At 40.7% G+C, this 12182-nt stretch carries 9 protein-coding genes and 1 pseudogene; 4 read left to right on the forward strand and 6 right to left on the reverse strand.

Annotated elements, in window-relative coordinates; genetic code table 11:
* Positions 1–189: 189 nt before the first annotated feature.
* Both FL972_RS11010 and FL972_RS11015 read left to right on the forward strand, forming a co-directional pair.
* On the forward strand, positions 190–555 hold the full coding sequence (locus tag FL972_RS11010; protein ID WP_144605452.1) for a hypothetical protein: 366 nt from the start codon (positions 190–192) through the stop codon (positions 553–555).
* A complete protein-coding gene (locus FL972_RS11015) occupies positions 548–904 on the forward strand; it encodes a hypothetical protein (RefSeq protein WP_144605454.1) in 357 nt (118 codons plus the stop codon). The genes FL972_RS11010 and FL972_RS11015 overlap by 8 nt, the downstream gene beginning before the upstream one ends.
* A 72-nt stretch (positions 905–976) precedes the next feature.
* Here FL972_RS11015 and FL972_RS11020 read toward each other — a convergent pair whose 3' ends face one another.
* From FL972_RS11020 to FL972_RS11035, 4 genes are all read right to left on the reverse strand, one after another.
* Positions 977–3907, reverse strand: coding sequence for a S9 family peptidase (locus FL972_RS11020; protein WP_144605455.1), 2931 nt, complete (start codon positions 3905–3907; stop codon positions 977–979).
* 188 nt (positions 3908–4095) lie between these two features.
* On the reverse strand, positions 4096–4953 hold the full coding sequence (locus tag FL972_RS11025; protein WP_144605457.1) for a hypothetical protein: 858 nt from the start codon (positions 4951–4953) through the stop codon (positions 4096–4098).
* Positions 4954–5247: 294 nt separating this feature from the next.
* On the reverse strand, positions 5248–6951 hold the full coding sequence (locus FL972_RS11030) for an amidohydrolase (protein ID WP_144605458.1): 1704 nt from the start codon (positions 6949–6951) through the stop codon (positions 5248–5250).
* 177 nt (positions 6952–7128) lie between these two features.
* Positions 7129–9210: an FG-GAP-like repeat-containing protein gene (locus FL972_RS11035; RefSeq protein WP_144605460.1), complete on the reverse strand. Its 2082-nt coding sequence runs from the start codon at positions 9208–9210 to the stop codon at positions 7129–7131.
* A 93-nt stretch (positions 9211–9303) separates the two neighbouring features.
* On the opposite strand from FL972_RS11035, the gene FL972_RS11040 reads away from it, so the two are divergent.
* Positions 9304–10599 carry a UDP-N-acetylmuramoyl-tripeptide--D-alanyl-D-alanine ligase gene (locus FL972_RS11040; protein WP_144605461.1) on the forward strand — a complete coding sequence of 432 codons (1296 nt, stop codon included), beginning with the start codon at positions 9304–9306 and terminating at the stop codon, positions 10597–10599.
* A gap of 122 nt (positions 10600–10721) precedes the next feature.
* Entirely contained in the window at positions 10722–11252 is a 531-nt protein-coding gene (locus FL972_RS11045; protein ID WP_144605462.1) for an REP-associated tyrosine transposase, read from the forward strand.
* Positions 11253–11372: 120 nt separating this feature from the next.
* On the opposite strand, the pseudogene FL972_RS11050 reads toward FL972_RS11045, so the two are convergent.
* Positions 11373–11765, reverse strand: a pseudogene (locus FL972_RS11050) (PIN domain-containing protein); the annotation flags it as partial.
* A gap of 15 nt (positions 11766–11780) precedes the next feature.
* Complete coding sequence (locus tag FL972_RS11055; RefSeq protein WP_091655503.1) at positions 11781–12047, reverse strand: DUF6364 family protein; 267 nt, start codon at positions 12045–12047, stop codon at positions 11781–11783.
* Positions 12048–12182: the final 135 nt, after the last annotated feature.

Consider the following 12182-nt stretch of genomic DNA (forward strand, 5'->3'; position numbering starts at 1 on the left):
TTTTCCTCATGGGCATTTCATCTGTTTATAATTAGTTTTTTAGGCCAGATGGAATGCCCAGGATAATCATCCCCCTCCCGAAACAAGTTCGGAACAAGTTGTGTGAGATTTTTCCTCATGGGCATTTCATAACTTAAATTTCAAAATGAATTTAGTGAGGATTCTAATTAATTACTAACCTATTAGAAAGTGGATAAAAAAATCATGATTGGATTTGAGATTTGCTTTAAAGACGAAAAAATAATAGCTGCCGAGACAGGGAGTACCTCTCTGATTCTTACAAGGGTAAAAGTCAAAGATAGAGATGAGTTAGATCTTTCTGTGTCAGGTTCAAGCTATGATTTGGATTTTCGCTCTGTTTGGGGGCAATGGAATTTAAAGGAGGGAGATAAGCTTGAAATAAGGGTTATTGAAACAAATGATGCAACAAAGCCAACAAAAAGGTATAGCTATATAGAAGACGAAAAAAAAGTTTGGGAGGCAAAACTCTGGTCTTTCAGAAACCTTCAAAAAAGACTGGTGGAGAAAGGTTTAATTAAAGATGAAAATGGCTGAACAGGAAAGAGAGAAGATTTGTGCTTTTCAATTTAAAAGTGGAAAAGAACAGGTTGTATTCGGCTTAGAACATGGAGTGTTCAGTGCCATCTTTGAGTCGATTTTTAATCAGAATCGAAAAGAATTGCAAGTTAATTTAGGTGGCTTTGATGGCGAGAAAGTATACCTTGATTGGTTAAAAAGGCCTTTGGAAATTGGTGAAAAATTTGAACTTAAAGTTGTTCGTTTTGCTCTCTCTGAGATTTCTATGCCATTGGAAAGAAGAATAGTTGAGCCACCAAGCGATGACCAATTATTGAAAGCTTACTATGACCAAAAAAAGGAATTAGAAAATGCTGGCCTAATTTAGTCCAATAAAAATCCGCCGACCTTTCTAGATCGGCGGATTTTTTTAGATTTCATACTTAAGCTTTCTGACTTGCTAAAAAGCTCTTCCCTTCAAATGCTCCTCCAAGTCCAATAAATTCACCCCGCTTTTCCACCAGTCAGGAGCTGCCTCACCTTTCAAGTGATGGTCAAAAAACTCCATCATCCGCACGCTGTAGTCCTTGCGGTTTTCCAGTTTACTCAAACCGTGGTTCTCGCCTTTGTATTGCATCATCACGACGGGCTTTTTCAATCTTCTCAAGGCCGAATAGTACTCGATTCCTTGAGTAAAGTCCACTGCACCATCTTTGTCATTGTGCAAGAGTAATAGCGGTGTAGTCACATTTTTCACATGGTACACCGGGCTGTTCCGCTCATAGGCTTCCCAGTTTTCCCAAGGACCGCCTCTGAATCTGCCTTGCGAGGCTTCAAAGATGGACATATTTCCTCCGCCTGAATTCCAGTAGATCAAATCGTACATGGAGATCATATTGGTCAATGGTGCACCGGCAGCAGCGGCTTTGAACATGTCCGTCTGCGTAATCAGGAAAGAAGTTTGATAGCCTCCCCAAGAGTGACCATGGATACCGATATTCTTTTCGTCTATCACCCCGGTTTTGATGGCTTCTTTGACTGCTGGAATCACACACCAAACTGCAGACATACCCGGATCATCAAGCTTGTACACGATATCTGGAATGAATACCGCAAATCCATTGGAAGTATATACGTTAGGGTTCCATCCTGTTCCGCTGTATCCTGGGTTAGACCAGTTATGACGGGTTTGAGATAGCTTTTCGTAGTAATAGACCACAGTAGGATACTTTTGCCCTTCTACATAGCCTGCAGGTAAAAACAGCGTACCCTGCAATTTGTCACCCTTGTCAGAGACATAATCGATCAGCATAGTTCCGGCAGACCAGGCATATTTCTCTGCATCCGGAGCATTGTTGGTGACTTGCTTGGGATCAGAAAGGGATGCGTCTGTCAAGTAAACTTGAGTAGGCTCGTTGAATTTCTCTTGGAAGAAATAATAGGTTTCTGCGTTCTTGGCCTTGGATAGATTTCCCACATTGACATCATCCCAAATCAAAACCTTTGCTCCCGGAGTCATTCCTCCTTTTTTCGCAGGAGAAAGCTGAGCAATACCTGATTTCTTGGTCCACTCTCCATACATACGGATATAAGCTGGCTTGCTGAGATCTATGCCTTTTTCCTCAGGATCCAATCCAAAGCGATATTGATATCGAATCTGATCAGTCTTGCCGTTGACGGTCAAATTGATGGCTGTTTCCTTACCAGATCCTACCGGAACTTGCCAGATATCCCAACCGTCTCTCAAGATCACGTACTTGCTATCTGAACTCCAGCCCAATGCCCCGTTCATGGGCTTTTCTACGTTGTGATCGTCTTCTGTATTTACAAAAGTGGTAGGAAGCCCTTCTGTGATGTTTTTACTCTGAGCTGTAGGAATATCATAGATATAAAAATGCCCGTCCAGTCCGTAAATCAGCTTCGTCCCGTCCGGAGATTCACGTGGATAGGAAGAATAGGAAGGGAGATAAAACTTGTTGAAAAGTTCCTTTTTCTCGCCGGTTTTTAGATCTACGATGTAAAAATCACGATAGCTTTGTCCATCCAGATTGCCATCCAATTCATAAGCTTGCAGATCGGACCCCAAAGCATAGCGCTGCTTATCCAGAATGTTCAGATCTCTCATGCTGCTGTCTTGCAATTGGATATGCTTCTTGGCATTCACATCATACATAGCCCAGAAACTGTAATTTTTGTCCTGATTCATCATGACCTGTTGTCTGGATTGTAGGCGACTGTCGTTCCAATGCCAGATGGTCATATCCGGGGTGTCTGCATCATTTTCTTTTTTGCTTTTTACCTTGCCAGAGTCCAATTTGGAGATGGCTTTTTGTAAATCGGAAATCGATTTGATCGTCGTATCGGCCATGATTTTTTGCATGGCTGTAGCTTCAGCTTGTTTCACCGAATCTTGATCCAGCTCTTTTTTGGCCTCCTCTTTTTTTGCCAGTTCCAAAGGGTGGATGCCATAAAACAAACGAGTCAAATCATCCGACCATATGGGTCTTCTGTTTTGGGAGATCGTGTAGGCTTGATTGAAATTGACAGAGTCCTTTTCAGGATTGTAAACGGTAACTTGAGGGGAAGCCAGATTTTTCACTCCGATTACTTGTCCCTTGTCCTGCTTGTACTTTTTGTCTTTGACCATTTTCAAAGCTGCGAAAGCATCCCCCTTTTCTGTCCAAGCCAAGGAACGATAGGAAGCTTTATCAGAATCCAAGATCTGCATACTATTGGCTGCCACATTCATCAAATACAAGCCATTTCCGGATTGGTTGGCTGCATCTACCGTGTAGGCTAGATAGTTTCCGGCTTTGTTAAATGAAAAGTCAGCTACATTTCCGAGGTTTTGAGCTTTTTCGGAATTGAGATGATAAATCAATAAATCCGAGCCTCTTGCATCTCCATTGCCTTCTTTGGAAAGGTTGATGGCCAAGACAGAGGAAGCTTTTCCATTGAAAGCATAGTTGCTCACGTTTTCAAACTCCTTCTTTTCATCCGTACCCAACTTGACTAGAATAGCCTTGTTTTTTAAGGATTTGCCTTTGCTTTTTTCATTGGCTTTTTTCTCGGAAAAGGTGGGGTACTCTGTAAAGACAAACCACTTTCCATCCTCGCTGAATTGCATGGATGGGTAGCTGGTGGAGCCGATTTTGAAAGTTTTTTTGGAGGATTCATCTCCAACTTTTTGGAGGATGATTTCTCCGTCCCCTTCCAGTTGAACTAATCCATAGGCCGTCCATTTGCCATCAGGGGAGATTTCAAAAGCTGAACCCGGCATGTATTTCCAGGTAGGGATGTCTTTCCAAGTAATGGGTTTGCTGTCTTGGGCAATTGCCATACTGGCAAAAAGGAAAAGTGCCCAGAGTGTGAGTAGTCTTTTTCTGATCATTTGTGATTCTTTTTTTCTTAAGCAGGAAATTAGGGAAAAATGAACATAGTCGATTAGAAATTGGGAAGAATGGTTAAAAAAAGCAATCCTGTTGCATCTTTAAAAATGAATTGCACTTGGAAATAAGGAGATTCTTCAAATTTATTCCCTAGATCAATTTGTTTTCGCTCAGTTGTAATCAGTTATGGCTATTGATAATTATACTTGTAAAGAACATCTCTTGTTAGATTCCTTGTTTTTCGCTCGTAAAATCTTGAAAAAATATTCAGCCCAACTCCAGTGAATGTCAAGGGAATCAGCAGATCATTCTGGCTGGAAGACTGGGATTCGAAACCAACCGCCAGAAAGAAAACTCCAATTCCGAGAGCTGAGTTGACTACGTTGGCTACTGTGCTCACTTTTTCTCTTTTCAGAACCTGCTTATAAAGCTGCAAAGCCTCCGGATTAGATTGAAAGCGAGCTAAAACCTGATCTTTTTCCAGAACCATAGGGCCTTCATAGATGTTGATCTTAGGGCCAAAAAAACTATCCATTACATCCATACTTAAAAATGCATTCACACCTCCCGAATAATGATAAGCATTGAAATCATTGATGCTGCGATGGGTTCTTCTGTCGGCGTCCCGTATCAGGATATTCCCTGTAGCCTGCAAGGCTCCTGCACCAAAAGTCACCCAAAACCAGGGGCGGACATTGGCCGGGGTGATTTCATTGGTAACTAGGTAAGCGATTGATCCAGTATTCACTGCTAGACCCGAGAGCAGGAGGCCTATGCCCAAATTCTTCTTTTTTTGGTAAGGAGTAAATTTAAATTTTTCAGTTTGTACTGAATTCATCAAGGCAGCAACCTGTTTGGGACTTGATTTCTCTCCGTCAAGGTAGTAGGTGGTTTGATTTAAAAACCCTTCTTTTAAAGTGATGATGGGCTGATTGGAATAGTTTCCAGGGAAGTAGTTTCGGGACTCTTGGGTGTTTTGGGCTAAAGAAATGCTAATGAATAATGTTAAAAATATGGTGAGAACGGATTTCACAAAATTATTTTCCATGGCGTGAATCGTTAGTTGCAAACTATTTTTACAATCAACGAAATACTTAACCGAAAGTTTCTGAATAGAGGTTTTTCAATTCTGGATATTTTTAAACGTAAAAAAGCCTTTTTGTGCTTTTTGGGGCATAAAACAAAAAAACCTTCGAATTTTCTGAAACGGATAAGGTCCAATCAAGTGGAGTTGCCTTGAGAAGTTCTAAAAAAAAGACCTGTCACTCCGCTCAAACGCAATGACAGGTCTCTAACTTTTTCAGATTTCTGACTTAAGAATTCTGAATTCCCAAACCGCCTACTACCTCTTGTATACTACTTTTCCCCCCATTACCGTCATAGCAACCTTTGCTTTTAAAATATCATCCTCAGGTACTTCCATGATATTTTGGTCAAAAACGGTGAAATCAGCCGCCTTGCCCACTTCAATCGAGCCTTTGAAATCTTCCTCAAACTCGGCATAGGCACCGTCTAAGGTGTAGGACTTCAACGCTTCTTCCCTGGTCATTTTTTGATCGCCTTCGTAGCCTCCTTCAGGAAGTCCTTCCAAGGTCTTGCGGGTTACGGATGCATAAAAAGAAGGGATTGGATCTACCGGCTCCACGGGCGCGTCGGTTCCATTACAGATTCTTGCCCCTGTTTGGAAAAGCTTCTGCCATACATAAGCCCCGTCAATGATACGTTTTTCACCCAAGCGATCGATCGCCCAGGGTCTGTCAGAACTCAAGTGAATGGCCTGCATAGCCGCTATCACACCTAATTCTCCGAATCTTGGAATATCATCCGGATGCAAATGCTGGGCATGCTCAATTCGGAATCGGTGATCGGTTGCATCAGGGAATTTGGCAAATGCGGCCTCGTAGCGATCCAAAATCTCCTGATTAGCGCGGTCACCGATGGCATGTGAACAAACCTGAAAACCAAGCGGCAAGGCTTTTTCAGATACCTCAGTTACTACAGACATCGGCAAGGTCTCATGGCCTCGATGCCCCGGTCTGTCAGCATAGTCTTCCAGCAACCAGGCACCTCTTGGCCCCAAAGCTCCATCACAGTTTAGCTTGATAGAACGTACTGTCAGTAAGTGATCTTCGGAGTCTATCATTGGACCTTTTTTGTACCATTCCTCCAAAAGCTCCGGCTGACGGCCGGTAAGCATGATGTATTGACGAACGATAAGTTTACCCTCGTCTTTAAATTTTTGAACCAAATCGATTACATCTTGACCGGAACCTGCATCATGGAAAGAAGTGATTCCTTTTTCTACCAATTCCTGTAAAGCCAAAGTCAATGCCTCCTCGGCTCTTTCGGGTGTTTCTTCCGGTACTAATCTTGCCACCAGATTGGAGGCTCTTTCAGTCAATACGCCAGTTGGATTTCCCAAGTCATCTACAATAATTTCACCACCTTCTACTTCTCCAGGTCTTTCACCTTTCAGATTGGCGATTCCAGCCAATTCCAATGCTTTTGCATTGGCAAAGGAAGCATGGCCAGAAGCATGTCTGAGGAAAACAGGATTATCGGGGGATACTGCATTCAAAGGCTCATTGGTTTGGAAACCTTTGACCATTTTCTCGGGCTTTTGGATCCATTTGTCCTGATGCCAGCCCCGCCCGGTAATCCAGTCTCCCGGTTTGGCCTTGGCAACTGCCTCCGCGACTTTTTCTACCAGTTCATCATAGGTTTTGACATACATAAGGTCCAGCTCCAGCTTGTTGTAGCCGATTCCCATCAAGTGAGCATGGGACTCGATAAAGCCAGGAGTCATGGTTTTACCTTCCAGGTCAATGACTTCTGTATTTTCCCCTATGTATTCTTGAATTTCAGCAGTGGTGCCAACAGCCAGGATTAAGCCGTCTTTTACAGCTACTGCCTCTGCCTTGGGGTTAGATTCATCTACCGTGTAGACTATTCCGTTGATTAAAACGGAGTCAGCGGGATTTTCAGGCCCCGAAGCACAAGCCCATGCAAATAGGGCTGCAAAAAGGAATAAGAATATTTTTTTCATTGGATTTATAATTCTGACCCTAAGCTAGATGATTTGAAGCATTGAGACAAATGGAAAAACTTAGGAATGAAAACTGAAAAACTTAAAATTGTAAATTCTAATTTATATAGAGCAGTTAGGAAGTATCAGAATCTGCTATTAGTTCTATTTATTCAATTCAGGAATTCCTAAAGTCGATTACCTGATTAGGATTTTCTTTACTAGGACTTCTCTATCGAGAGTTTCTAATTGTAAAAAGTAAAGTCCAGGCTGAAGGGCTTGAGCCTGGATTTCGACTTCCCTATTTGCAAGAATAGCTATTTTATCTATTAAGATTTGTCCCATTGCATTGACAAGTCTTGCTTTCCCAGGCTTGTTGGAAATTACCTTAAATGGTCCTGATGAAGGATTGGGGTATACCTTCGCTAAAAATTCTTCCTCTTCGCCTGAGCTGGAATTGACAGCTTTTAAATAGGAGATTCCACCGGCCCGACTTCCAAGGATCAGATCTGCATTTTCATCAAATCCGGGGTTGACAATCGAAATCCATGTGTTTCTTCCCAGTCTGAATGGGATATTTTGATCTCCAATTTTGACTAGAACTTCCTCGCGAACTTCCGAGTTCATCATGTCTTTGACCAGAAAAATACGCCCAGTCTGATCCGAACTGTATAAGTCTGGCCTTTCCTGAATTCTAACTGCGACACTGAGGTTTCGATTAGCAGGATTGTCCTGGAAGCCCAAGAAATTATTACTTTTTAAACTGGCAGTCTTCCCTTCCAAGTCTACTTCATAAAGTGTTAAACTGCCATTTTGCGAAGCTATAAGTAACTGATCTTTTCCTTGATAGGGAAAAAACGTGAGTTGATCGCCAACCCGAAGCGATAAGCCAGTAAGACTAAAATCCGGATAATTACTTCCCTGATTTCGGAGCAAGACTTGGGATGGTATTCCATCGATAGTACGCTGGCCTGAAACCAAAAGGTAAGACTGGTTTTTGACACTTCCATACTCTATGACTTGCAGGTCCAGTAAGTCCAAACTGGACAGATTGAGATAATCTGAATTGAGTACCTGAAATTGATTTCCAGAGAAACTTAATCTAGAAAGCTCACCTCTCACTTTATTGCCTGCTTTTTTATTGGCACTGATCCATAATTCTCCTGCAAATACATTTCCTTTAAAAAACGGCCTTGAGCTTTCCCCTAAATCCAAAAGCTGGTTTTGGAGAATAGGATTTTGTGAACTTGAATTTTTGGAAAGGGCTACGATGGAGTTGGAAAAATCAATTTGGAATGGAGCCGAAGTTTCATTAGTGTTCAATGAGATGATCAGCTGATCGTCTATCTGTTTTCCGACATGGAATATGGGAAATACAGGAAGCGGTCCATATTCTGGGATGGTATTTGAAAAAGTTGAAAAAACAGGTTGATTGGTGCTACCTTGATTGGCTAGGTAGTACAATACGCTGCATTCACTTCTTCCCAATACCAAATCGAAAATCCCGTCTCCTGAAAAATCTTGATAGAGGATGCTGTGCCCACCGGCGTGTTGGATACGGTTAGGTTCTGGCTTTTCTCTAAAATTGATGGGGTTACCGTCGCAGCGAGTTCCAAAATTGATTCCTTCACAGCTGCAAAAGCTGATATCTCCCCAGAAGCTTTCAGGAAAAGCAAAGCCATCCACATCAGGACTGCCTTTTCTTTCTGCGGAAGTGTTTTTATAAAACTCCAAGTAGTCGCCTTGAGCAAAGTTGAAAATGACCAAATCCAAATCCCCGTCGTTGTCCAAGTCCTGAATCAAAGGAGTGTCCAGATTATTTGCAGGAATATTTCCAGCCCCATCCAGCCTTAGGAAATTTTGTGCGAGAGTCCAAGAGATCTGATTGCCTGTAGAACTGTTTTTGTAAACTTTAATCCCAAGCGGAGTGGAGGTAAAAAGGTCTTTTTTCCCATCTTGATCGAAATCCGCTAAAACCAAAAAACCACTGATATCAGTTGGGAATAAATAGGTCAATTCGGGTTTATGGATGAAATCTTCTCCATTTTTTTCAAAAACGCTTAGTAAGCGTGAATTAATGTCCCATACAACCCATTCATCTTTTCCATCATTAGTCAGGTCAATAGTTTGAATTTGTGCGGAATTGATCCCCGGACCAAGACCTGCGGGGAGGATTTCATTGTTTTGACTAATGCTTTTGCTGGAATCAAATGAAAAAACAGCTTGGGCGCTGGTATAGAGGGAACTGAAAAATAAAAAGGCAAAAAGGATAAATCTCATAAAGGCAATTGATTCCGAAGACTAAATTTAATACGAAGAGATGACTTCAAAGATGTAATGATTGCTTTATTTTGAGTGAAATTTCTGAAGCTTATGAACATTGCCATCCTTTATCAACTCTTTTTAAAAAGTACAGGAGTCAGTACAGATACCCGAAAAATAGATCCCGGAAATATCTTTTTTGCACTCAAAGGGCCAAATTTCAATGCCAATGAGTTTGCTTCAAAAGCTTTGGAAATGGGCGCCTCGGCGGTGGTGGTCGATGAAGCAGCCTACTTTGAGGAGGATGATGAGCGATATTTTATCTGTGAAAATGCACTAGTTTGCTTACAAAAATTAGCCAACTATCACCGACATCAGTTTGATATCCCGGTTATCGGATTGACCGGAAGCAATGGGAAAACCACCTCTAAGGAATTGTTGAATGCAGTCTTGAGAACCAAATTTAAGACCTTAGCTACTGTTGGTAATTTGAATAATCATATTGGAGTGCCTCTGACTTTACTGACCTTAAATCAAAGCCATGAATTGGCGATTGTTGAAATGGGAGCCAACAAGCAGGGAGATATACAAGAGTTGTGCGAAATCGCAGAGCCAACTCATGGGTTTATCACCAATATTGGTAAGGCTCATTTGGAAGGAATGGGTGGGCCAGAAGGAGTTTTGAAAACCAAAACTGAGCTCTATCAGCATTTGAGAGAAAATAAAGGAACTGTCTTTATCAACTCGCAGGACCCGATTTTGTCCAATATGATCAAGCGCTTTGAGGAGCCTGTTTTGTATCCTGCCAAAGGTGATTTTTGTGAGGTTTTTTTTCATGGAGCTGATCCATTTGTAAAGTTCTCTGTGGGGGGAAATCAGGAGATCTTTCTTTCATCTCTGATAGGTGCTTACAATTTTGGAAATATTGCTACTGCCTTGACAGTTGGGGAGTTTTTTGGCGTGGACATGAATCAAGCTGTGGAGGCAATAGTCGATTACAAGCCATCCAATATGCGTTCTCAGTTGGTGGAGAAGCGAAGCAATTTGATCATTTTAGATGCTTACAATGCGAATCCATCTTCTATGGAGGCGGCCATCCGAACCTTTGGAATGATGCGAGGGAAAAAGCATAAGATGATCATTTTGGGTGATATGTTTGAATTGGGTGAGCATGCGGAAGAGGAGCATAGAAAGCTAGGAGAAATTGTGAGCGAGTATGAAATTGACAAGGTTTGCTTCACGGGAAAGTTGGTCGTGTCTGCCTTGGAAAAAGCCCCCAAAGCTTTGTATTTCCCCGATCCTTTTTCCTTTAGAAACTGGCTTCAGGATAGTCAATTGGAAGATTATCTGATTTTAATAAAAGGCAGCCGGGGGATGAAATTGGAAGGTTTGGTGGAGTTCATTTAAACCACTAGCTCCTCGAAATTTGAAATTTCGAGGACTTATCCTAAGATTTTCAATCTTTTTACAATTGATTATTTAACTACTAATAGTATTTTAATAGTTGGCTGTTTGTTTAATTTTTTGTGATGGGACGAGAGTATATTGTAAAAGATCAAGAAGCTGTCCATTATGTCACTTTTACGGTGCATCAATGGGTAGATGTTTTTTCTCGAAAGTGTTATGCTGAAATTTTTCTAGAAAGTTTAAAATACTGTCAGCTATATAAGGGCTTAGAAGTTTTTGCGTGGGTTATAATGACCAATCATTGCCACATGATTATTAGATCCAAGAATAATAACCTTTCTGATATTATTAGAGATTTAAGAAAATATACTTCTAAAATGATTTATAAGGCCATTATGGAAAACCCTAAAGAAAGCAGGAAAAAATGGTTGGCGATGACATTATTATTTGAAGACCATATTTGGTTCTGGGAGAAGGGTTATCATGGTGAAGAGATCTTTTCGAATTCATTTTTTGAAATTAAGGCTAATTATATTCATGAAAATCCGGTTCGGGCTGGTATTGTAGAAAAGCCTGAGGATTATCTGATGAGTAGTGCAGGGGACTATTTAGGAATTAGAAAAGGGCCTTTAGATTTAGCTGTTTTTGGGTGAAAAAGCTGTTTTTTAAAAGAGGATTTCAAATCCTTGGATAAGTTCTCGAGGTTACAAACCTCGAGAAGCGAGTTTTAATAAAAGGCAGCCGGGGGATGAAATTGGAAGGCTTAGTTGATTTTATTTGAAGCTAGAAAGGAAAGTTTCGGGCGTGAAAATCGGAATTTGAGACTTTTTATAATCAGCCAAGTTTCGAGTGATAATAGCTTTGATTTCCGGCTTTTGAACAGCTGAAAAGTACTGAATAGCATCTTCAAAATCAGAAAACCCACTTTTCATTGCTGCAAAAATCTCTTTTTCGGAAACAGGGAGGATTTTACAGAAGCTTACCAATTCGGAAACCTTTTTTAATGCTCCATCATTTCCATAAAACTTTCTTAGAAGGTAATGTACATTAGCGACTGTCAATGATGAAAGAAAAATTTGGATTTCACCATTATATCCCAAGCCAAATATACTCCTTGCCGGTACATTAAAAGGTTCCCTCTTCAAAAGGAAATCTAATATTACGTCGGAATCTAAAAAATATTAGAGTCCATGCTTTTCCATTAATGCTTTAGTCAGCTCCTCTTTGTAATCAAATTCTCCTTCATGCTTAAGGCATCCTTCTAATTTTAAAAAACTTTCTGGTAGCGTCTTCCTTCCCTTTTGTATAGGATTTTCCTTTTTCTCGAGTATTAAAATCCTAAAATAATTTTCCACCAAAGATGATAAGCTTTGACCTTGTTGGGAAGCATATTCCTTTGCTTTTTTGATCACGTCTTTTTCAAGGGTGAGAGTTAACTTGGTATTCATGACACGTGTAGACTTTAGAAATTAAACACGTGTAATTTATCAAAAAGTTCAATTTCTCCAAAAGCATAAACTTCATACCTCCAAATACAGTTATATCTAAATCATTTATACTTCTACCTTTAGCTTTCAAAATTT

The organism is Algoriphagus algorifonticola (genome assembly GCF_007655305.1).
Classification (GTDB): Bacteria; Bacteroidota; Bacteroidia; order Cytophagales; family Cyclobacteriaceae; genus Algoriphagus; species Algoriphagus algorifonticola.